Annotated in this window: 23 protein-coding genes and 1 tRNA gene; 21 read left to right on the forward strand and 3 right to left on the reverse strand. The window is 36.9% G+C overall.

The features are described from left to right. The first annotated feature begins 18 nt into the window (after positions 1 to 18). The 10 genes from MT489_RS09410 (at position 19) to MT489_RS09455 (ending at position 10672) form a co-directional block, all read left to right on the forward strand. Entirely contained in the window at positions 19 to 957 is a 939-nt protein-coding gene (locus tag MT489_RS09410) for a nucleoside recognition domain-containing protein (protein ID WP_244681288.1), read from the forward strand. Continuing rightward, positions 957 to 1610 carry a pyrophosphatase PpaX gene (gene ppaX / locus MT489_RS09415; protein WP_244681289.1) on the forward strand — a complete coding sequence of 218 codons (654 nt, stop codon included), beginning with the start codon at positions 957 to 959 and terminating at the stop codon, positions 1608 to 1610. The genes MT489_RS09410 and ppaX overlap by 1 nt, the downstream gene beginning before the upstream one ends. Further along, positions 1607 to 2149, forward strand: a complete 543-nt coding sequence (locus MT489_RS09420; protein WP_244681290.1) for an acyltransferase — start codon at positions 1607 to 1609, stop codon at positions 2147 to 2149. The genes ppaX and MT489_RS09420 overlap by 4 nt, the downstream gene beginning before the upstream one ends. 384 nt (positions 2150 to 2533) lie before the next feature. Continuing rightward, positions 2534 to 4045: a tetratricopeptide repeat protein gene (locus MT489_RS09425; RefSeq protein WP_244681291.1), complete on the forward strand. Its 1512-nt coding sequence runs from the start codon at positions 2534 to 2536 to the stop codon at positions 4043 to 4045. A gap of 90 nt (positions 4046 to 4135) precedes the next feature. Next, complete coding sequence (gene trxB / locus MT489_RS09430; RefSeq protein WP_307416103.1) at positions 4136 to 5098, forward strand: thioredoxin-disulfide reductase; 963 nt, start codon at positions 4136 to 4138, stop codon at positions 5096 to 5098. 438 nt (positions 5099 to 5536) lie between these two features. Further along, positions 5537 to 6430, forward strand: coding sequence for an RNase adapter RapZ (gene rapZ, locus MT489_RS09435; protein WP_244681293.1), 894 nt, complete (start codon positions 5537 to 5539; stop codon positions 6428 to 6430). Continuing rightward, a complete protein-coding gene (locus MT489_RS09440) occupies positions 6427 to 7419 on the forward strand; it encodes a gluconeogenesis factor YvcK family protein (RefSeq protein WP_244681294.1) in 993 nt (330 codons plus the stop codon). Before rapZ ends, MT489_RS09440 begins: the two co-directional genes overlap by 4 nt. 26 nt (positions 7420 to 7445) lie before the next feature. Beyond that, entirely contained in the window at positions 7446 to 8390 is a 945-nt protein-coding gene (whiA, locus tag MT489_RS09445) for a DNA-binding protein WhiA (RefSeq protein WP_244681295.1), read from the forward strand. Positions 8391 to 8414: 24 nt separating this feature from the next. Further along, on the forward strand, positions 8415 to 8672 hold the full coding sequence (locus MT489_RS09450) for an HPr family phosphocarrier protein (protein ID WP_244681296.1): 258 nt from the start codon (positions 8415 to 8417) through the stop codon (positions 8670 to 8672). A gap of 281 nt (positions 8673 to 8953) precedes the next feature. Beyond that, positions 8954 to 10672 carry an ABC transporter ATP-binding protein gene (locus MT489_RS09455; protein ID WP_244681297.1) on the forward strand — a complete coding sequence of 573 codons (1719 nt, stop codon included), beginning with the start codon at positions 8954 to 8956 and terminating at the stop codon, positions 10670 to 10672. A gap of 9 nt (positions 10673 to 10681) precedes the next feature. Here MT489_RS09455 and MT489_RS09460 read toward each other — a convergent pair whose 3' ends face one another. Then, complete coding sequence (locus MT489_RS09460) at positions 10682 to 11491, reverse strand: hypothetical protein (protein WP_244681298.1); 810 nt, start codon at positions 11489 to 11491, stop codon at positions 10682 to 10684. 62 nt (positions 11492 to 11553) lie between these two features. Here MT489_RS09460 and MT489_RS09465 point away from each other — a divergent pair, with 62 nt between their 5' ends. Further along, entirely contained in the window at positions 11554 to 12507 is a 954-nt protein-coding gene (locus tag MT489_RS09465; protein WP_244681299.1) for a magnesium transporter CorA family protein, read from the forward strand. An 85-nt stretch (positions 12508 to 12592) separates the two neighbouring features. On the opposite strand, the gene MT489_RS09470 is transcribed toward MT489_RS09465, so the two are convergent. Further along, positions 12593 to 12664: transfer RNA gene (locus tag MT489_RS09470), tRNA-Arg, on the reverse strand. Between the two features lie 197 nt (positions 12665 to 12861). Here MT489_RS09470 and clpP point away from each other — a divergent pair. The 10 genes from clpP to secG all read left to right on the forward strand — a co-directional run bounded on the left by clpP (position 12862) and on the right by secG (position 22888). Then, entirely contained in the window at positions 12862 to 13461 is a 600-nt protein-coding gene (gene clpP, locus MT489_RS09475; RefSeq protein WP_244681300.1) for an ATP-dependent Clp endopeptidase proteolytic subunit ClpP, read from the forward strand. Positions 13462 to 14149: 688 nt separating this feature from the next. Further along, complete coding sequence (locus tag MT489_RS09480; protein WP_244681301.1) at positions 14150 to 14290, forward strand: YrzI family small protein; 141 nt, start codon at positions 14150 to 14152, stop codon at positions 14288 to 14290. A 218-nt stretch (positions 14291 to 14508) separates the two neighbouring features. Beyond that, complete coding sequence (locus MT489_RS09485) at positions 14509 to 14745, forward strand: glutaredoxin family protein (RefSeq protein WP_244681302.1); 237 nt, start codon at positions 14509 to 14511, stop codon at positions 14743 to 14745. A gap of 127 nt (positions 14746 to 14872) precedes the next feature. Next, positions 14873 to 15904, forward strand: coding sequence for a sugar-binding transcriptional regulator (locus MT489_RS09490; RefSeq protein ID WP_244681303.1), 1032 nt, complete (start codon positions 14873 to 14875; stop codon positions 15902 to 15904). A gap of 184 nt (positions 15905 to 16088) precedes the next feature. Beyond that, a complete protein-coding gene (gene gap / locus MT489_RS09495; RefSeq protein ID WP_244681304.1) occupies positions 16089 to 17096 on the forward strand; it encodes a type I glyceraldehyde-3-phosphate dehydrogenase in 1008 nt (335 codons plus the stop codon). A gap of 493 nt (positions 17097 to 17589) precedes the next feature. Next, positions 17590 to 18774: a phosphoglycerate kinase gene (locus MT489_RS09500; RefSeq protein WP_244681305.1), complete on the forward strand. Its 1185-nt coding sequence runs from the start codon at positions 17590 to 17592 to the stop codon at positions 18772 to 18774. 119 nt (positions 18775 to 18893) lie between these two features. Beyond that, on the forward strand, positions 18894 to 19649 hold the full coding sequence (gene tpiA / locus MT489_RS09505) for a triose-phosphate isomerase (RefSeq protein ID WP_244681306.1): 756 nt from the start codon (positions 18894 to 18896) through the stop codon (positions 19647 to 19649). Further along, positions 19649 to 21187 carry a 2,3-bisphosphoglycerate-independent phosphoglycerate mutase gene (gene gpmI, locus MT489_RS09510; protein WP_244681307.1) on the forward strand — a complete coding sequence of 513 codons (1539 nt, stop codon included), beginning with the start codon at positions 19649 to 19651 and terminating at the stop codon, positions 21185 to 21187. The genes tpiA and gpmI overlap by 1 nt, the downstream gene beginning before the upstream one ends. A gap of 54 nt (positions 21188 to 21241) precedes the next feature. Further along, positions 21242 to 22531: a phosphopyruvate hydratase gene (gene eno / locus MT489_RS09515; RefSeq protein WP_244681308.1), complete on the forward strand. Its 1290-nt coding sequence runs from the start codon at positions 21242 to 21244 to the stop codon at positions 22529 to 22531. 123 nt (positions 22532 to 22654) lie between these two features. Further along, a complete protein-coding gene (gene secG / locus MT489_RS09520) occupies positions 22655 to 22888 on the forward strand; it encodes a preprotein translocase subunit SecG (protein ID WP_213112887.1) in 234 nt (77 codons plus the stop codon). A 14-nt stretch (positions 22889 to 22902) separates the two neighbouring features. Here the strand turns inward: secG and MT489_RS09525 are convergent, their stop codons facing one another. Continuing rightward, complete coding sequence (locus MT489_RS09525) at positions 22903 to 23433, reverse strand: hypothetical protein (protein ID WP_244681309.1); 531 nt, start codon at positions 23431 to 23433, stop codon at positions 22903 to 22905. Between the last annotated feature and the right edge of the window lie 64 nt (positions 23434 to 23497).

Genomic DNA, 23497 nt, shown 5'->3' on the forward strand with positions numbered 1-23497 from the left:
CAAAAGGAGTATTACAACATGTTGAAGTCATCAATAAAACAAGGTGGGTTAGTAGGTGTTAAGACTACTTGGACGTTAGGAAAAGTTATTTTTCCTGTTACTTTGATAGTCGTGATTCTACAACACACACCAATACTGCCGTGGGTAATAGATTTGATCGAGCCTTTAATGGGTATCCTTGGTTTATCGGGAGATGCAGCGATTCCACTTGTTTTAGGGAACTTTTTAAATTTATACGCTGGTATCGCTGGAATCCTTTCACTTGATTTAACGGTGAAGGAAGTTTTTATCGTTGCCGTCATGATGTCATTTTCACATAATTTAATTATTGAATCCGCCGTTGCATCAAAAGTAGGTGTGAAATTATGGATAATGATTGCTGTTAGGCTAGGCTTGGCAATATTTTCAGCCATTTTCATTAACCTTGTTTGGAGTGGGGGACAAGAAATTGCCCAATATGGAATGATGCACGTCCAAGAAGAACAAGTGACAGGGATTTGGTCTATTGCAATGTTAGCATTATCAAAAGCTTTTTTCGGTGTGTTGCAACTTGCCATGATAGTTATCCCGCTGATGGTTGGAATACAGTTATTAAAAGATTATAAGTGGCTATCTGTATTTTCGAGATTGATGGCTCCTTTTACAAAATTACTTGGGATGAAGGAAAATACATCGACAACGATGGCAGCTGGATTGGTATTTGGTCTTGCATATGGGGCAGGGGTAATGATTCAAGCAGTAAAAGAAGATGGAGTGAGTAAAAAAGATGCGACGCTGGCATTTATATTTCTTGTTGGATGTCACGCTGTAGTTGAAGATACACTAATTTTTCTTCCGCTCGGAATTCCTGTTTTACCACTACTTCTCATACGGATCGTAACTGCTGTGATTCTAACGTTTATTGTGTCTTCCGTTTGGAGGCATCTTGATATGAAGTATGAAAGAGGAGTTGCATAATGAATAGAAAAATTACCACTTTATTATTTGATCTCGATGGGACCTTAATCGATACAAATGAATTGATCATATCTTCTTATCTGCATACATTGGAAAAATATTATCCGGGCAAGTATGGCAGGGAAGATGTTCTTCCTTTTATGGGACCTACTTTATTAGATGTTTTTATGGGGATTGATCCTGAAAAGGCAGAAGAGATGATTAAGATTTATCGAACTTTTAATGTAGAACAACATGATCTTTTAGTGAAAGAGTTTAACGGGGTGTTTGAAACAATTAGGACCCTTCATGAAAATGGTTTTAAGTTAGCGATCGTTTCCACGAAAGTTCGTGATGTCGTTTTAAAAGGGCTTGTACTCACAAATCTTGATCAGTTTTTCGATGTAGTGATTTCACTTGATGAAGTTGTAAATGCAAAGCCGGATCCCGAGCCTTTAGAAAAAGCTCTGGCTCTATTGGGTTCTTCACCAGATGAAGCTATTATGATTGGAGATAATCATCACGATATCTTAGGTGGAAAAAATGCAGGTACTTATACATGTGGTGTATCCTGGTCGTTAAAAGGCAGGGAGTACTTGGAACAGTATGATCCTGATTATATACTTGATCAAATGTCAGATTTATTGGATATCGTTGGAGTCGGGGCAAAATGAGGAGAACGGAACGTTTTCCAGTTTCAGGAGCAAACTCCCTATGGCATGTATATAAAACAGTGCCGTTCTGGAAGGTAGTTCGCAACTTCATTGTCATTCAAATGGCAAGGTATACTCCATTTCTCTCATTCAAAAATTGGATGTATCGAAAATTTCTAGGAATGAAAGTCGGGGAACAAACGTCTTTTGCATTAATGGTGATGCTAGATGTTATGTTTCCTGAAAAAATTTCTGTTGGTAGGAATACCGTTATTGGGTATAATACAACTATTTTAGCTCATGAATACTTAATAAAGGAATATCGTTTAGGTAATGTTGAAATTGGAAATGAAGTGATGATAGGCGCAAATTCAACGATCTTACCTGGTATTAAAATTGGCAATAATGCTATCGTCTCAGCTGGAACACTTGTCCATAAAGATGTACCGGAGGGCGCTTTCGTTGGCGGCAACCCCATGCAAGTCATTTATACAAAAGAAGAACTCGCCGAAAGATGGCAAGAAGATTTTATTTACGGCGTTAAAAAGGAAGAAACCTGATGCTTATACTTGTGCATCGGTTTTTTTGTTGTCTAGGAAGATTAGAACCTTGGGGATACTTTTAAAAAGGTAGTTCTCGTCTAGCTCCAGGACCAACCATTGAAACAATTAGCATATTAAAAAGGTAGCATGACGCAAATTTTAATCGTTCAAAAAATTTCTCTTACCAATTAACACAAATAATTCTTTTATTAATAAAAATATATTTCTATAACTCCCTTTAAATAAATGCCATCTAACCGCTTACAAATTTTTTGTCGAATTTAACAAATGTAACTGTCGCTATATTGTCAAAATACACCTTTATCAACGTCCCTTCAAACAACGATAACAGTATGATATACTACAAAAAGCGACATAGGAATTTAGCAACGGAGGATCTAGATGAAAGACCCAAAGGCACGAATTGAGAAGGCAAAAGTATTCCCTTTCATCCCAACTGGTGAATATTATTTTAATAAAGGTGTAAAAGCATACGACCGTTTTGATATAAGTAAAGCGAAGAAATATTTGAAAAGAGCATTAGAACTTGAACCAGATGAAGCAATGATTGCTTGCCAACTTGCAATTGTTCATACAGAAGCTGGAGAATATTCTGAGTCTAATAAGCTTTTATTCATGGTACTTGAAGACCTAGATAGTGAAATGACAGAATGCCATTATTTTATTTCTAATAATTTCGCGCATTTAGGAATGTTCACGGATGCGTTTAAGCATGCTCAACTTTATCTTGAACTAGACCCTATCGGAGAGTTTACGATTGAAGCCGAAGAATTGATGCAATTAATCGGACTTGAAGACGAAGATAATCTTGATAGTTTAGTAGAACAGGATGAGATTATTAATAATCTGGAAACATCTAGGGTTTTACTAGAAAAAGGCGATTTTATAGAAGCAGTACAATTGTTGGAAAAAACTATCCACGATTTTCCTGAATTTTGGCCAGCATATAATAATTTGGCTTTAGCTTATTTTTATGAAGGCGAAACAGGAAAAGCTGCAGGTATTTTAGAAAAAGTGTTGGAGAATAATCCAGGAAATTTACATGCTCTATGTAATCTTGCTGTATTTCTTTACTATGAAAAAGAAACAGAACAATTAAATGAATTGTTGGATGCATTAGATAAAGTGCAGCCCATGCTGTTTGAACATCGATATAAGCTTGGTGCTACATTTGCCTTAACAGGAAAATATGATCAGGCCTATTTCTGGCTACGACAAATTCAAAAATATGGCTATGAAGGAGACGCAGGCTACTATTATTGGCTTGCTAAAGCAGCCTATTTTACCGGAAATAAAAAAGTTGCTAATACTGCATGGGATATATTATCGAAAATGAATCCAGAACAAAATCAGATTGAGCCTTGGAATGTTAAAGAGCATCCTGATCCTCGAAATATGGGGGATGATCATGCAGTTTTGAAAATGATTCAAAGTGAACGTATTGAAGTAAGGTTATACGGGTTATTTCTAATTTCTACCTTAGAAAATATGCAGGACATTTTCTCTCATTCGGAATTTAAACGATTAGAGGATTTTTCTTTAACAGAAAAACTTTACATGACACATATATTGAGAGAGAACCTTAATGCTCCAATACACGTGAATGAATATATTGCAAGCTGTCATGAAGTGGCAGTCATTTTATACGAGAGGTATAAAGAAGCAGGGTTATATGAACGTGAAATATTGTTATCATGGTTTTCAATTTTTATTCAAATTTTTGGAGAAGAGAGTTCATTAAAGAACCCAAAAGCTTTTGCTGCTGCAACAGAGTATATTTGGCTTAAACAGAGTCATAATAAAAAAACACAAAAGGAAATAACTGAAGAGTACGGAATATCGCAAGCAACTTTGCGTAAATATATTAAGTTTATAGAAATCCATTGGGAATAAGCATATTTTTGGACTTGATGATGATTGTTATATACGATATAGGTAAGGAAAGTAAAACAAAAATGAATAGTCGTTTCGTACATTAAAGGGGTGTTTACAACAATGTCAGATAATAAAATATATGATGTGATTATAATTGGCGCCGGTCCTGCAGGGATGACTGCTGCAGTTTATGCTTCACGTGCTAATTTGTCTACTTTAATGATTGAACGCGGAGTTCCGGGTGGACAAATGGCTAATACGGAAGATGTTGAAAACTATCCGGGTTTTGATCATATACTTGGCCCAGAGCTTTCAACTAAAATGTTTGATCATGCAAAAAAATTCGGTGCCGAATATGCATATGGCGATATTAAGGAAGTCATTGATGGAAATCCTTATAAAATTGTCAAAACAAGCTCGAAGGAATATAAAGCTTTAACAATTATTATCACTACAGGTGCTGAATACCGTAAAATGGGAGTGCCTGGTGAATCGCAATTAACAGGTCGCGGTGTTTCGTATTGTGCGGTATGTGATGGTGCGTTCTTCAAAGGGAAAAATCTTGTTGTAGTTGGCGGAGGGGATTCCGCTGTTGAAGAAGGTGTTTATTTAACAAGATTTGCGAATAAGGTAACGATTGTTCATCGTCGTGATGAATTACGTGCTCAAAAGATTTTACAAGACCGTGCGTTTGCTAATGAAAAAGTAGAATTTATTTGGAGCCATACTGTTAAGCAAGTAAATGAAGAAAGTGGGAAAGTCGGATCTGTAACTCTTGTATCTACGAAAAATGGAGAAGAGCATGAATTTAAAACAGATGGTGTCTTCATTTATATTGGAATGGATCCATTAACTGAACCAGTGGCAAGCTTAGGCATTACAAATGCCAATGGATATATTGAAACGAATGAAAATATGGAAACAAAAATACCTGGTATATATGCTGCTGGCGATGTTCGTGAGAAGCTTTTACGCCAAATAGTTACAGCTACTGGTGATGGAAGTATCGCTGCCCAAAGCGCTCAAGCATATATTGAAAATATTAAAGAGCATTTAGCCGTACAAAAATGATGTAAAGTAAGTAAGAAATTTCAGCTTAAAAGTAAAATTCCGCTTTTATCGCTGGCGGACGGGAGCTTCCTCGGTGCTTGGTCTCCGCTATGGGTCTCCCGTTTTTTCGCTTTTCCCTTATGGTATTGAACAAGCTGATATAGTCAAAGAGTATCAAAATTAATAACTACCTTTTAAAATTCATAGAAATTAAATGAATAAAAAAGTAATCACTACTTAATCAAATTGTAACAGTAGTGAAATGATTTTCGGGTACAGTATAATCATGAGATATTGACCCCCTTTTTATACAATATCCCTTTCTTAGAGCATAGGCCTAGCCTGTGCTATTTTTTTTGAATAAAATTGGAATCACTATTATTTCGTATTGGTAAATAGTATAATAATATGAATGGAAACTATAAAATACGTAACGTGTGAAAATAGGAGTTGGGAAACATGAATCCAAGTGCAACGGATGAAATACAGTTAGTCATTATTACAGGAATGTCAGGTGCAGGAAAAACTGTTGCAATCCACAGCTTTGAAGATTTAGGTTTCTTTTGTGTGGATAATTTGCCCCCAGCACTTATGCCAAAATTCCTAGAATTAATGAAGGAATCCGGAAATAAAATGAATAAGGTAGCACTTGTTATGGATTTGCGTGGAAGGGAATTTTTCGATACTTTAGTTCGGCTCATCGACGAATTATCGGCCTCTACTTGGGTGACACCGCAAATTCTTTTTCTGGATGCTGATGACGCTACATTAGTTAGGAGATACAAAGAAACCCGTAGATCACATCCACTTGCACATTCAGGGCTGCCATTAGAGGGAATAGAGCAGGAGCGGAGATTACTTGATGAATTAAAAGGTCGTGCTCAATTAATTTATAACACTTCCACGATGAAACCAATGCAGTTGCGTGAAAAAATTTTAGTTGAGTTTTCTGCAAATAAACAAACAATTTTTACCGTGAATGTCATGTCTTTTGGATTTAAACATGGCATCCCAATAGATGCTGATCTTGTATTTGATGTGCGCTTTCTACCAAATCCTCATTATGTAGATCATATGAGGCCTAAGACAGGACTTGAAGAAGAAGTATCAAGCTATGTTCTAAAATGGAATGACACGCAAAAATTTCTAGCAAAAACAACTGATTTATTAACATTCATGCTGCCACTTTACAAACGAGAAGGAAAAAGTCAGCTTGTCATTGCGATCGGTTGTACTGGTGGACAACATAGGTCGGTAGCGTTAGCTGAATATATTGGAGCATTTTATGAGAATGATTATAAAATTCAAGTGCTTCATCGAGATATAGACAAGAGAAAGGGATTAGCTAAATGAAGCAAAATTCAAAGCCGAAAATTGTTGTAATTGGTGGCGGGACTGGTTTGCCTGTGCTTTTGCGTGGCTTGAAAAAAAAGCCAGTTGATATTACAGCAATTGTGACTGTTGCCGATGACGGAGGAAGCTCAGGAAGAATTAGAAATGAAATGGAGATTCCTCCGCCTGGTGATATTAGGAATGTTTTAGCTGCATTATCGGATGTTGAACCATTAGTGGAAGAGATGTTTCAACATCGCTTTAATACGGCAAATGAGTTATCAGGACATTCCTTAGGTAATTTAATACTCGCCGCATTAACATCTATAACAGGAGACTTTGTTCACGCGGTACAAGAAATGAGTAGGGTTCTTAACGTACGTGGTAAAGTTTTGCCTGCTGCTAATCAGAGTGTAGTTTTGCATGCGGAAATGGAAGATGGGTCAATAGTAAGCGGAGAGTCAAAAATACCTTTTTCAGGAAAAAAGATAAATCGTGTCTTTTTAACACCGGATGCTATTAAACCACTTCCCGAAACAATTCGAGCCATTCATGAAGCCGATTTGATTGTAGTAGGACCTGGAAGTCTGTATACAAGTATTCTTCCTAATTTACTTGTACCTGGACTTGGTGAAGAAGTATGTAATGCTAAAGCAAAAAAAGTATATATATGCAATTTGATGACACAAGCTGGTGAGACATTAGGCTATACTGCTAGTAATCATGTTGAAGCATTGTATAGTCATATGAACTGCCCATTTGTTGATATTGTACTTGTAAATAATGAAGAAATACCTGTTGAAGTACAAAATCGATATAAGGAAGAGCTAGCACAACCAGTTCTATTTGATGTTGATAAATTAATCACTTTAGGACTTGAAGTCTTATATGATGAATTCATCAGTTTTGAAAATGGGTATATTCGTCATAATACAGAAAAAGTGGCGAGCATTATTTATTCACTTATAGACAAAAATCCAGATGTAATAGCCCAAAAACTTAAAGCGTGAAGTGTGGAAAAAGGAGGTGAGATGGGATGTCGTTTGCTTCTGAGACAAAGAAAGAACTAACAAATCTCGAAGTGAAAGATTGTTGTGCTAGAGCAGAACTTTCGGCACTCATCAAAATGAATGGTTCCATTTCCTTTTCTAACCGGCTTTTAATCGTCAATGTTCAAACGGAGAATGCCGCGATTGCACGTCGTATTTATACGCTAATAAAGATGCTATATGAAACAGACGTCGAATTGTTGGTTAGGAAAAAAATGCGGCTGAAAAAAAACAATATATACATCGTACGACTGAAGCAACATGCTGAGAAAATTCTTCGAGATTTAAAGATATTAGGGGAAGGATTTACTTTTGTCCATGATATTGAAAAAGAATTAGTCAGTAAGAAATGTTGTAAAAGATCCTATTTACGCGGTGCATTTCTAGCAGGTGGTTCAGTTAATAACCCTGAAACGTCATCTTATCACCTTGAAATCTTCTCGCTCTATAAAGAGCATAATGATTCGCTTTGTGAACTTATGAACGATTTTGGTTTAAATAGTAAGACGTTAGAAAGAAAAAATGGCTTCATTACTTATTTAAAAGAAGCGGAGAAAATTACAGAATTTCTTAATATTGTTGGTGCGCATAGTGCGTTACTGAGATTTGAAGATGTTAGAATAGTGCGGGATATGCGCAATTCTGTCAATCGACTTGTCAATTGTGAAACAGCTAATTTAAATAAAACCATTGGGGCTGCACTTCGTCAGGTTGAGAATATCCGCTATATTGAAGAAACTGTAGGATTGGATTTTTTACCGGATAAACTAAGGGAAATTGCAGTGCTTCGTGTCGAACATCAAGATGTGACGTTAAAAGAGTTAGGGGAAATGGTGTCAACTGGAACGATAAGTAAATCAGGTATCAATCATCGTTTAAGAAAAATTGATGCCATTGCGGAGAACCTTAGAAAAGGTGTTCAAGGAGAATAAACTATAAAAAAGGAGAGATAAACCTTGGCTGTAAAAGAAGTAGAAGTAAAATTAAATACTGGATTACAGGCTCGTTCTGCGGCACAATTTGTGCAGGAAGCCAGCCGTTTTTCTTCTGATATTTTTATTGAAAAAGATGGTAGAAAAGTAAATGCAAAAAGCATTATGGGATTAATGAGTCTTGCCATTGGTCCAAGTGCAACTATCCAACTTTATGCAGATGGAAATGATGAAGAAGAAGCATTAGATACATTATCAGCATTAGTACAAAGCGAGATCTAACATAATTTTTGGCGGCTGATGTAGTAGCATTGGCTGCCTTTTTGTTTTTTAGATAATAAGTAAAAATTTTTATAAGGACAGTATTTTGAAATAGGCTTTCGGTGGCTTGCTTCAGGAGCCATCGGCTCGAGGATCAAATAACCTGAACCAAAAAAAGGCAAAAAAAACGCCTTTTTGGTTCAGAACATTTGCTTGTCGCCGATACGCAGACGCGCCCTGCTCTTTTTGTTATAAAGTTATTAGGTTATCTACTCAACTGATGATAGAAGGTGAAACACTATATGTTAAAAAAGTTCTTTTCATATTATAAGCCGCATAAGAGATTATTTATTATTGATTTTTCAAGTGCTGTTTTTGTTGCAATTCTTGAATTAGCCTTTCCAGTTGCCGTTCAATGGTTTATTGATAAGCTACTGCCTGGAGGAGACTGGAATAAGATTGTTACCATAGCAATTCTTTTGTTTCTAGTTTATATATTAAGTACCGTTTTACAATATATTGTCAGTTATTTAGGGCACAAACTGGGGATTAATATTGAAACTGATATGAGAGAACAATTATTTACTCATGTACAGCGTCAATCTTTTCGTTTTTTTGATAATACGAAAACTGGACATATCATGAGTCGAATTACAAATGATTTATTTGATATCGGAGAGCTTGCACATCATGGGCCAGAAGACTTTTTTATTGCCATTATGACGTTTGTCGGGGCATTTGTCATCATGTTCAATATAAATCCAGAGCTAGCTGTTATTGCAATTATTATGATTCCTTTCCTCGTTTGGCTTGTGACGTATTGCAATATAAAGATGAATAACGCTTGGAAAAATATGTACGGCAGAATTGCCGATGTAAATGCCAGGGTAGAGGATAGTGTATCCGGGGTACGTGTTGTTCAATCTTTTACAAATGAAGAATTTGAAATTAACCGTTTTAAAAAAGATAATGGTAGTTTTCGTTTAGCCAAATTGCTGGCGTATAAAGTTATGGCAGTAACCCATTCTAGTATTTATATGATGACTCGGTTAGTAACACTTTTAGTATTAGTGGTAGGTGCCTGGTTTAGTTTCAAAGGAAACCTTACGTATGGAGAGCTTGTAAGTTTTGTTTTATACGTAAATGTTCTGATCAAGCCAGTTGATAAAATAAGCGCTCTATTAGAGCTGTATCCAAAAGGGATGGCTGGATTTAAGAGATTTCTAGAATTAATTGAACAAGAACCAGAGATTAAAGACCGCCCTCATGCAGAAAATGTTAAGGGTTTAATGGGGGATATTCAATTTAACGATGTACACTTCCAGTATGATGACCATAAAGCAGTACTAGAAGGTATTAATTTAAATATTCGAGCTGGGCAAACGATTGCCTTTGTTGGACCGTCAGGAGCAGGGAAAACAACAATATGTTCCTTGGTTCCTCGATTTTATGATGTGAAAGCTGGTTCAATTTCCATCGATGGAATCGATATTCGAGATATGACGAAGCACTCGCTTCGATCACATATTGGAATCGTTCAACAGGATGTCTTTTTATTTACTGGAACTATTCGAGAAAACATTGCTTATGGAAAAAGAAATGCTACAGAAGAAGAAATTCGAGATGCAGCACGCAAAGCCCACTTGGAAGAATTTATTGCATCCCTTCCAGATGGTTATGAAACGCAAATTGGAGAGCGTGGTTTAAAGCTTTCAGGAGGACAAAAACAACGTCTAGCTATAGCGAGAATGTTTTTAAAAAATCCACCTATCCTGATTTTGGACGAGGCAACTTCTGCTCTTGATACAGAAACGGAAAAAATCATTCAGCAAGCATTAAACGAACTAGCGGTAAATCGCACCACTTTAGTTATTGCCCACCGTTTGGCGACAATTAGAGATGCTGATAGGGTCGTTGTCGTAACAGAGGATGGAATTGCGGAAGATGGAACTTATTCAGAGTTAGTGAATCAAGGTGGTTTATTCTCAAGGCTACACAATATTCAGTTTCAGGAAGTTTAATAAAAAAAATCAAGAAGAGATTTCGGTCTCTTCTTTTGATTTTTTTTCTTCTAATTCTGCTTTAAATTTATCATTAATGACATCTTTATCACCATACATATAAAAAAAATCCCCGGATTTTATGATTTCTTTTTCCATATTGTAACGTACGTGATTTACCCCTCTTTTGATAAATAATATTCTTATATTTTTGTTATCAGAAAGTAAGGTAGAATACCTATCGCCTATATAAGTAGATTTTTCATGAATGGGAATTTCTATTAATGCTTCATTTTTCTCAAAATGTAAAACTTCATTAATAGGAAGTTCATCTAACTCATATGTATGCTCTAGATCAGCACGTAGTTTCTTTTCTAAATAAGCTTTCACAAATTTCAGCTTTAAGAGGATGTAAAAAAGAGTAGTTGCAAACATTCCAATTCCTATTTGCAATATATGCACATCATTGGCTAAATAAGTGCTAAGGATAGCAATAATCACAGCCAAAGAAAAAGCACCAAATAATATTAAAAAACTGCTTATCTTTCTTCTAACTGGATGGTCAATAATTAGTTTTGCCTCGTCAGTTGTAAAGCCTGTATTTGTTAGCATGGAAATAGCTTGATAACGAGCAATATGTTTATCTAATCCTGTAAATATAAAAAAAGTTGCAGATATTTCAACAACAAGTCCAATAAAGACTAAGTAGGCTAGCATAAATAATATTTCCATGTCATCACCGTTTACATTTTTGTTTATTAATTCCACCAAACTAATTTTCTTAAACAGTTTAAGACTTGAATTAAATCGGGAATGTAAAAGAAGAATAGTAATGGTCATTGTTGATATTCTGAACGGCGCTAACATACACAATGCCAAAGGATGAAAATTGGAGTGGTGTTATGGAAAAAAGTACTGATGGTGTTCATACTTTTTCAAAAGGGTGGTTTTGGCAGGAAGCTACTCTAAAGGATAAGGATAAAATAGACAAGTTACTTCATGATTTTCCGGCAACAGATATATGGTTGAATAATTCTAATAATATCAAAACGAATTATTTGCGGGTGATGACCCATGGTAAAGAAAATACATTTGCTTTGATAGGATCACTTAATTATTCAAGGGATCCAGAGAATCCAGATCTATATAAACATCTACATTATTATGTTTCTGAAAATAAGTTACTTACAATAGATTTTGATATTAACGTATTTTCGAGGATAACATATGAAGAAGTTTTCCATCATTTAGAACAGTGCAATAATGCGTTGGACGGTTTTTTATTTTTACTTTCCGAACTACTAAATACGTTTTTAGACGGCATCGATGATTTTGAAGAAAAATTAATTACGCTTGAAAAAACTATTCGATTTAACAATCAATCTAATTCTTTGGAAGAAATTTTTGAAATTAGATCCGAAATGCTTTTTTTAACTCACTTAGTCATTCCGATTGAGGAAATAGTTATTGCGCTTCAAGAGGCATATTTGAATGCGATTGACCAAGTGGACAATTATAATCGAACGAGAATACGACTTGAACGAACGATGAAACTGCTCGATCATTATGAGCATCAAATCGAATCATTATTAAATCTAAATATCAATCTGTATTCTTTTCGAGGAAATGAAATTATTAAAGCGTTAACGGTTTTTACTGTATTAGTTACCCCAATAACTGTTCTAGGTGCACTTTGGGGAATGAATTTTAAATATATGCCAGAATTTAAATGGAAACTAGGTTATATATTCGCTTGGTGTATCATTATTTTGACAACTGGCTTAATTTACGTGTGGCTATATAAAAAAGGGTGGACTGGGGACATTTTGAAAAGGAATAAAAAGAATAAAAGTTAATATGGAGATTGTCAAAATAAATTGCCCGCCATTAATTAATGGCGGGCAATTTATTATTAAGGTTTTTATAAATATGATAGAATGACGCCCTCGGAGGGAATCGAACCCCCAGTACAAGAACCGGAATCTTGCGTGTTATCCGTTACACCACGAGGGCATAATTTTAATGCGTACGATAAAAAATTATATGATAAAAATTTGTCTATTGCAAGCAATAAACGTTTATTTTTATCCATATTGGTAAATATAATAGGATATAAAATGAAGGTGTATTATTTGACCTTTATTGACCATCAATGTATGATGGAAATACATAAAGTAATATGCCAATAGGCGATCAAGGAGGAGAACATTTTGCATTTAATACCTACAGTTATTGAACAAACCAACCGCGGAGAACGTGCATACGATATTTATTCTAGACTGTTGAAAGACCGTATTATTATGCTCGGTAGTGCAATTGATGATACAGTTGCTAACTCTATCGTTGCGCAATTATTATTCTTGGAAGCGGAAAACCCTGAAAAAGATATTTATCTTTACATTAATAGTCCTGGTGGTAGTATTACAGCAGGCATGGCGATCTACGACACAATGCAATTTATTAAAGCGGATGTCCATACGATCTGTATTGGTATGGCTGCTTCAATGGGTGCGTTTTTACTAGCGGCCGGAGCAAAAGGCAAACGTTTTGCTCTTCCTAACAGTGAGGTCATGATTCACCAACCACTTGGCGGAGCACAAGGTCAAGCTACTGAAATTGAGATAGCTGCAAAACGCATTCTTCATATGCGCGAAAAGTTAAATAGAATTCTTGCAGAGCGCACAGGTCAACCAATTGAAGTTATCCAACGCGACACAGATCGAGATAATTTCATGACCGCTGAAAGAGCAAAAGAATATGGATTAATTGACCAAATTATTCAACGTAATGATGATATGGCTAAAAAATAAAGAAATATATGCAGGTGAAAAAACATAAATTGTTTTTTCACCTGTTTTTTTTAAAAAAGTATAGTCTCCATTATTAAACTTAGGCTTTTGCTGACGATGATTTGTTGCCATACATACGACGGTAGAATTTAGTACCGTCTAAAATATTACGCCTAAGATCCATTTGCTTGTTGCGGATTGTGTGGCTTTTGGCTTTTCTTATTCTCTGAGATTGGAACAAATTAATGTTGTATCAATTTTCCAATTCTAGAGATAACGAGAGTAGTACCCAATGTAAACTCTAGTTTTTTATACAATGTGGTGAACGGTTAGCAATTTATGAAAATAATTTTCAAAAACCGTTTACAAATATATTATTATTGGTTATACTTACCAAGTAAGTAAAAATTTCTTAAGGAGGTCGAGTGAAATGATGAAAACAGTTAAATTAGTAAGTCAAGTGCAACTAAATAAATTTATAAATTCGACCTACGGGGAATGGACTGCTTAATTTTTATTTAACTATCATAAAATATCCGTGCCGCAGGGAGAATCTATTTTCCTGCGGCTTTTTATGCCCATTTAAAGCCGCGGAAGAAGTGTGTCTTCTTGCGGCTTTTTAGATATGTTAAGCCGCAGAAGCAATGTCTTCATGCGGTTTTTTTGTGCTTAGTTATAAGGATATTTGAGATTAAGGGAGGTGATATAAATGACATTGAACATTATTTTTTTTACGATCACAATTAAAAGACGACATATTAGTGTTGAGGAAGCACTTCATAATCAAAAAATTGAGAAAATGTATGATGAAATTAAAGATCGTCAAATCGCCATGTATCGTCCGTACTAATTTTTTTATAAAAAATTAATGAAAGGTGGTTTTTTTAATGATTATTCAAATTCAAGGTCGTCAATCAATTTATGAGGTTTATACAGATAGTACCTAGTTTGAAAATAGCTTAGATTTATTAAAATACAGACGAAATCCTCCTCATTAGAGGGGGATTTTATTTTTGAGGACTGGTATAATAATACATGAAATTTACAATTAAAAAGGAATGTGAACTAATGGAAGTTATCCTTTACACAAGAAATCGTTGCCCACTTTGTGTAGATGCCAAATCGATCCTACAGTATCTTCAGAAAGAGTATCGATTTCAAATTATTGAAAGAGATATTGAGAAGAGTGATGAATGGACGGAAAAGTTCGGTTTAATGATTCCAGTCGTTGAAATTGATGGAGAGATTATTCAATATGGGATAATTGACACATTCACAATTGAGGAAAAATTGAATCATTTATGATTTGAATTATATGTTATTGAGTGATAAAATAGGAAAGAGCTATTAAACCATTTTTTTTACTCGTGATGGGACGCAATATGTCTTACCGGGACACATTTTGACCCTGTGCTTTAAAGGAGCCAAAATTATGCACTCATTATTAAAAATTCAATCTCAAATCGTGCCTGATATGCTTTCTGTTATGCAGAAGCGATATCAAATTCTTCGTTCGATCCGTTTAACGGAGCCGGTTGGACGAAGAACATTAGCTGATGTGCTTGGCATGACTGAACGAGTTCTTCGCAGTGAAGCGGAATTCCTGAAAGCCCGTAATCTTATAACGATTAAAACAGCAGGGATGATGGTAACATCTAAAGGGATGAAGCTGCTTTCGGAATTGGATGAAATGATGAGAGAAATCACCGGTATTAGTGAAATGGAGCATAGCTTAAAGAAATTACTTGGCGTTAATAAAGTTGTGATTGTTCCAGGCGATAGCGATGAAACTCCTCTCGTTAAAGAGGAAATTGGAAAAGCAACTGCTGAAATATTAAGCAGTTGTCTTGGAAAAGAAAATATAATCGCTGTAACGGGTGGGACGACAATGGCGTGCACGGCAGAAATGCTTTCAAGTGATATTGGCGAAGGAAGAAAACTCCTTTTCGTCCCAGCTAGAGGAGGAATCGGAGAGGATGTAAAAAACCAGGCCAATGTCATTTGTGCTACAATGGCTGAAAAGACTGGCGGAATACATCGTGTTTTATATGTACCGGATGAGGTTGGGCTCGAGGTGTATCATTCTTTGCTTAAAGAGCCAGCGATTACCGAAGTACTAGACATGATTAAGTCGGCAAATATTGTTATCCACGGAATTGGCGACGCATTGACGATGGCTGGAAGAAGAAGAACAAATAAAACAGTTATGAAAAAAATAATAGAAGAAAATGCAGTTGGTGAAGCATTTGGCTATTATTTTAACGAAAATGGGGAAATAGTACATAAAGTACCCACCATTGGAATGCAGATTTCAGATTTAGAGGATAAGCCAATTGTCATAGCCGCAGCTGGAGGTAAATCGAAAGCAAAAGCCATTAGGGCCTATATGAAAGGTGCACCTAAAACAACAATTCTTATTACGGATGAAGGCGCCGCATCAGAGTTTTTAAAGGGGCATCAGTAGTAAGCACTTGGCATTTATCTAATCTAGAGTTAGTCAAGCAGCTTTCTTGATGGATCCTTTTAAATACATGGCTTTGTAAATACTCGTGTTGGTTTCTCGATTCATTGATTGGACCAGATTTCAACAAACCAGTATAGCAAGGCCAAAAATAAATAAATGCGTAAAATTAAAGGAGGATATTAACATGGCAGTAAAAGTTGGAATTAATGGCTTCGGTAGAATTGGAAGAAATGTTTTCCGTGCAGCACTAAATAATCCAGAAGTGGAAATTGTAGCAGTAAACGATTTGACAGATGCGAATATGCTTGCTCACTTATTGCAATATGACACTGTTCACGGAAAATTAGAAGAAAAAGTATCCGTTGACGGCGACACTATCGTTGTAGGGGATCATCGTATTAAAGTTCTTGCTGAGCGCGACCCTGCGCAACTTGGTTGGGGCGATCTTGGTGTTGACATCGTTGTTGAGTCAACTGGTCGTTTTACAGATCGTGATAATGCTGCAAAACACCTTGAAGCAGGAGCAAAAAAAGTTATTATTTCTGCACCAGCTAGCGGTGAAGACATCACAATCGTTATGGGTGTAAACGAAGATAAATATGATGCAGCAAACCATCATGTACTTTCAAACGCATCATGTACAACTAACTGTCTTGCTCCATTTGCAAAAGTATTAAATGACAAGTTCGGCATTGTGCGTGGTATGATGACTACTGTTCATGCTTATACAAATGACCAACAAATTCTTGACTTGCCACATAAAGACTATCGTCGTGCACGTGCTGCAGCTGAGAACATTATCCCAACTTCAACAGGAGCTGCTAAAGCTGTTGCGCTTGTACTTCCTGAATTAAAAGGTAAACTAAACGGTATGGCAATGCGTGTTCCTACACCAAACGTATCTGTTGTTGACCTTGTTGCAGAACTTGAAAAATCAGTAACAGCTGAAGAAGTAAATGCAGCTCTTAAAGAAGCAGCAGAAGGCGGTTTAAAAGGTATTTTAGCGTACACTGAAGAGCCGCTTGTATCAACAGACTTCAATGGTGATGCACATTCTTCCACAATCGATGCTTTATCTACAATGGTAATGGAAGGCAATATGGTAAAAGTTCTTTCTTGGTACGACAATGAAACTGGATATTCCAACCGTGTTGTAGACCTTGCTGCTTACATTGCAAAACAAGGTTTGTAAGAGGAGGTTCAAAAAGTCCGGTAAAAATGACACTTCGAATTTCTTCGTTGGCTTGTTTCTCCGCTGCGCATGTATCAGGAGAAGGATCTTCTGCTAAAGTCGCCCACGTCCTGTGGGCAACGCAGAAGTCAGCACATCCTGTGCAAGTCCGCTGCTCGAAACTCGCCGCCTAGAACTTCCGATGATACGACGTGCTAGTGTCAGGCGTTGCTGACAGGACGTCAGCGCTTTTAGCCGACTCGGTCCTTTTTATCTTCCTTTTTGAACATGCACGACAAGAAATACACGAATCATTGGAAATTTACGGTGTGAGATTTATAATGGTTAATGGGGAGCGGGATCCAATCCCCTCTCTTTTTTCATATTTTTTTAAATGTCTAGCTTTAGCGCTTATCGACTAGTAAACTCTTTGTCCTTAATCTTGAGTCTTGGGCTTGAAAGGAACGTCGATAAGCAAGGTGCTTTACACAATTCAATTAAGGAGGCTTGCGCGATGGAGAAAAAATCAATTAAAGACATTGATGTAAAAGGGAAACGTGTATTTTGTCGAGTAGACTTCAACGTTCCAATGAGTGAAGGAAAAGTAACAGATGATACACGTATCAAAGCTGCGTTGCCTACTATCCAATATTTATCGGATCAAGGCGCTATTGTCATTTTGGCGAGTCACCTTGGAAGACCTAAAGGTGAAGTGAAGGAAGACCTTAGACTTACACCTGTTGCAACTCGCCTAAGTGAATTATTAAATAAAAAAGTTGAAAAAGCTGATGAGGCATTTGGAGAAAATGTAAAAGAACAAATCTCCAATTTGCAAGAAGGGGACATTATTTTACTTGAAAATGTTCGTTTCTATCCAGGTGAAGAAAAAAATGATCCGGAACTAGCAAAAGCATTTGCTGAGTTGGCGGATGTATACGTCAATGATGCTTTTGGTGCTGCACATCGCGCGCATGCCTCAACAGAAGGAATTGCAAAGTTTCTTCCATCAGCTGCAGGATTTTTAATGGATAAAGAGTTAGAGGTTCTAGGAAAAGCTCTTTCAAATCCGGAACGTCCATTTACTGCTATTATTGGCGGAGCAAAAGTTAAGGATAAAATTGGCGTCATCGACAACTTACTTGAAGAAGTGGATAACCTTATTATCGGCGGTGGACTTGCGTATACGTTCATTAAAGCTCAAGGTCACGAAGTAGGTAAATCTCTTTTAGAAGAAGATAAACTCGATCTTGCTAATTCATTTATCGCGAAAGCGAAGGAAAAAGGCGTTAATTTTTACATGCCAGTTGATGTAGTCGTAGCGGATGATTTTTCTGTCAATGCAAATACACAAATCGTATCGATTGAAGAAATTCCATCAGATTGGGAAGCTTTGGATATCGGCCCGAAAACTCGAGAAACTTATAAAAAAGTGATTCAGGAATCTAAGCTAGTTATTTGGAATGGACCGATGGGTGTATTCGAGTTGGAGCCATTTGCAAACGGAACGAAAGCAATTGCTGAAGCACTTGCCGAGGCAAAAGATACATACTCTGTCATTGGAGGCGGTGACTCGGCGGCGGCGGTAGAACAATTTGGACTAGCTGATCAAATGAGTCATATTTCAACAGGCGGCGGTGCTTCTCTTGAGTTCATGGAAGGGAAAGTATTACCTGGTGTTGCAGCCCTAGATGATAAATAAAAGGCTGTTTGCCACGCATTTAAGCTTAACTATGTATTAATTTTAGGGATCTTTTCTTAAAGATTTCGTTAACAAGAAGATAGTCTTAATAGAAAACGGTTTTTGAAAGGATGAAATTAATGCGAAAACCAATCATTGCCGGTAACTGGAAAATGAATAAAACGCTGCAGGAGTCATTGGATTTTGCCAATGAAGTAAAAGCTAAGGTACCTGCAAAGGATCAAGTAGATTCCGTTATTTGTTCACCTTCATTGTTCCTTGGCCAATTAGTAGATGTTCTAAAAGGAACGGACGTTGAAGTTGGAGCGCAAAATATGCACTTTGAAAAAAATGGAGCTTTTACTGGTGAAGTTAGTCCAGTCGCTCTAAAGGATCTAGGAGTTTCATATGTCATTCTTGGACACTCTGAAAGAAGAGAAATGTTTGCTGAAACGGATGAAACGGTTAACCAAAAAACACATGCGGCATTTGACCACCAGTTGATTCCTATTGTTTGTGTCGGTGAAACATTAGAACAAAGGGAAAACAATGAAACAAAAGAGCTTGTTCAGAAACAAGTTGAGAAAGCATTACAAGGTTTGACAGAGGAACAAGTTAAAGAAACGGTTATTGCATATGAGCCAATTTGGGCAATTGGAACAGGTAAATCATCCACAGCTGAAGATGCAAATGAAGTGTGTGCGCATATTAGACAAGTGGTTGAGAAAAATTTCTCCAAATCAGCAGCTGAAGCTATTAGAATTCAATACGGCGGAAGTGTAAAGCCGGAAAATATTAAAGAATATATGAATCAACCAGATATCGACGGAGCACTCGTGGGCGGTGCAAGTTTAGAGCCTAATTCATTCCTTCAATTACTGGAGGCGGCTATATAATGAGCAAAAAAGCACCTGTGGCACTAATCATCCTTGATGGATTTGGCTGTCGTAAAGAAACGATGGGTAATGCTGTAGCTCAAGCAAAAAAGCCTAATTTCGATCGTTATTGGAATGCGTATCCACATAATCAACTTACAGCATGCGGTGAAGCGGTAGGTCTACCGGAAGGACAAATGGGAAACTCTGAGGTAGGACATTTAAACATTGGTGCAGGTCGAATTGTGTATCAAAGCTTGACCCGTGTTAATGTCGCCATCCGTAATGGTGAGTTTGAAAAAAATGAAACATTTCTTCAAGCTATCGAGCATGTAAAGAAAACAGGGAAAAAACTCCATCTTTTCGGTTTGCTTTCAGACGGTGGGGTCCATAGTCATATAAGCCATTTATGGGCATTACTGAAGCTAGCTGCTGACGAAGGAGTGAAAGATGTCTATATTCATGCCATATTAGATGGTCGTGATGTTAGTCCACAATCAGCCGAAAGATATATTAAAGAAACACAGGACAAAATAAAAGAATATGGTGTTGGGCAATTTGCTACCATTTCCGGACGTTTCTATTCAATGGATAGGGATAAACGCTGGGATCGTGTAGAAAAAGCTTACCGTGCCATGGCTTACGGTGAAGGTCCGGTTTATTCGGATCCACTGGAATTGGTGCAAGACTCATACAACCATGGAATCTTCGACGAATTCGTTATTCCTTCTGTGATGGTTGATGAAAATGGGGAACCAATTGCAACTGTGGAAGATGAAGATGCGGTCATTTTTTATAATTTCCGTCCCGATCGGGCGATTCAACTTTCCAATGTGTTTACAAACGAAGAATTTATAGCATTTGATCGGGGAGAAAATAGGCCTAAACATCTATACTTTGTTTGTATGACCCATTTTTCTGAAACAGTTAAAGGCTATGTGGCGTTCAAAGCGGTTAACCTAGATCAAACAGTTGGCCAAGTAATTTCAGATAATGGGTTATCGCAGCTTCGAATAGCAGAAACGGAAAAATATCCACACGTTACATTTTTTATGAACGGTGGAAGAGAAGAACCATTTCCTGGAGAACAACGAATTTTAATCAATTCACCAAAAGTCGCGACATATGACTTAAAGCCGGAAATGAGCGCATACGAAGTAACTGATGCATTATGTGAACAAATCGAAGACGATCGATTTGATGCTATTATCTTGAACTTTGCTAATCCAGACATGGTTGGTCACTCAGGAATGCTTGAACCAACAATAAAAGCAATTGAGGCGGTTGATGAATGTCTCGGCAAAGTTGTGGATTTGATTCTTTCTAAAGGTGGAGCAGCCATTATTACTGCTGATCACGGAAATTCAGATGAAGTTGTTACGCTCGATGGAAATCCGATGACAGCTCATACTACAAATCCAGTCCCTGTTATTATCACAAAAAATGATGTGAAAGTAAGAGATGGTGGGATTCTTGCGGATCTTGCACCAACAATGCTTGATTTATTAAATTTAGAAAAACCAAAAGAAATGACAGGTTCCACACTAATTGAGGAATAATAAATTATGTTTTTGGCAATTGGTTGCCTAATAAAATATTAAGGAGAGATTTTCATGCCATTCATTACTCAAGTTTATGCCCGTGAAGTATTAGACTCCCGAGGTAATCCAACAATTGAAGTTGAAGTATACACAGAATCAGGAGCATTTGGACGCGCTTTAGTTCCAAGTGGTGCTTCAACAGGTGAATACGAAGCAGTTGAACTTCGTGACGGAGACAAAGGCCGTTACCTTGGCAAAGGTGTAGAAAAAGCAGTTAATAATGTTAATGATATTATTGCTGAAGAAATTATCGGATTCGATGTTACAGACCAAGTTGGCATTGATAAAACAATGATCGAACTTGATGGCACTGATAATAAAGGAAAGCTTGGCGCTAATGCTATTTTGGGTGTTTCTATGGCAGCAGCTCGTGCAGCGGCAGATTACTTAGGGCTTGAATTATATCAATACCTCGGAGGGTTTAATGCGAAACAGCTTCCTGTACCAATGATGAATATTGTTAACGGCGGAGAGCACGCAGACAATAACGTTGATATTCAAGAATTTATGATTATGCCGGTGGGAGCTCCAACATTTAAAGAAGCATTACGTATGGGTGCGGAAATTTTCCACAGCCTTAAATCAGTATTAAAAGATAAAGGTCTTAATACAGCTGTTGGTGACGAAGGTGGATTTGCTCCAAACTTGAAATCCAATGAAGAAGCTCTTGAAACAATTATGGAGGCTATCCAAAAAGCTGGCTACAAACCGGGTGAAGAAGTGAAATTAGCAATGGACGTAGCATCTTCTGAACTTTACAGCAAAGAAGATGGAAAATACCACTTAAGTGGTGAAGGTATCGTAAGAACTTCTGAAGAAATGGTTGATTGGTACGAAGAGCTTGTTAGCAAATATCCAATCGTGTCCATTGAAGATGGCTTAGATGAAAATGACTGGGCTGGCCATAAACTATTAACAGAGCGTATTGGTAAAAAAGTTCAACTTGTCGGCGACGATCTTTTCGTAACAAATACAGAAAAACTTTCTCGCGGAATTGAAGAGGGAGTAGGTAACTCCATTCTTATCAAAGTAAATCAAATCGGTACGTTGACAGAAACATTTGATGCAATCGAAATGGCGAAGCGTGCAGGCTATACAGCTGTCATCTCCCACCGTTCTGGTGAAACAGAAGATAGCACAATTGCAGACATTGCAGTTGCAACAAATGCGGGACAAATTAAAACAGGTGCTCCTTCCCGTACAGATCGTGTAGCTAAATACAACCAACTTCTTCGTATTGAAGATCAATTGGCAGACACAGCTCAATATTTAGGAGCTAAAACATTTTATAATATTAAGTAATACATGAGAAAGAGTCAGTTTTGGAACTGGCTCTTTCTTTTTTAGCTCTTGTACAATCGCATATATTTGTGATACATTTATTGTATCTTCTTATGTTCGTTTCAGGGGGTGTACGTTAAGATGTTGCATACATTAGCAATCACTTTATTAATTATTGTTTCTATTGGACTTATTGGTGTTGTTTTATTACAATCAGGAAAAAGCGCTGGGCTTTCTGGAGCGATTTCCGGTGGAGCTGAGCAGCTATTTGGGAAGCAAAAGGCACGAGGCATGGATCTAATTCTTCATCGTATAACTGTCGTGTTGTCCGTTTTGTTTTTCCTATTAACGATTGCCGTTTCATTTCTTTCCGTATAAAGAATGTAACCTGGTCATAATGAGGCCAGGTTTTTCTTTTTGTTTGGATAAGTGGTTGGATCCTTTTGTACAGGAATTGTGACTAGCGCGCAGCCCAGTCTACAGAAATTATGAGTAGTAAAACCATTAGTGCTTAATCGCTCAATAATTATGGAAAGTACGGGAATTATTCCAAAAATAAAACCGACACGATGCAGAATCTTTAAATATAATTTAGTACTGCAACAAATTAAGTTTGAAACATAGCCCAAAGGTTCCACATTCTCGATTTCAGCAACGAATAAACTTGATGCATGGCTAAAAAGTTCAAAAAGCTCGAGTTCTGCAACGAATAAGCTTGTTACATAGCCCAAAGGTTCCACATTCTCGATTTCTGCAACGAATAAGCTTGGTACATAGCTAAAAGGGTCAAAACGCTTGAGTTCTGCAACGAATAAACTTGATGCATAGCTGAAAAGTTCAAAACGCTCGATTTCTGCAACGCATAAGCCTGATGAATGGCTAAAAAGTTCCACATTCTCGAGTTCTAATACGATTGAAGACAATCAATTGAAGCTTATCATTCTCGTTCATATTCAATTAAGGACCACCGTCTTGATTAAAATCATA

The sequence above is a fragment of the Lederbergia wuyishanensis genome, assembly GCF_022900255.1.
GTDB classification, from domain to species: Bacteria; Bacillota; Bacilli; order Bacillales; family Bacillaceae_C; genus Lederbergia; species Lederbergia wuyishanensis.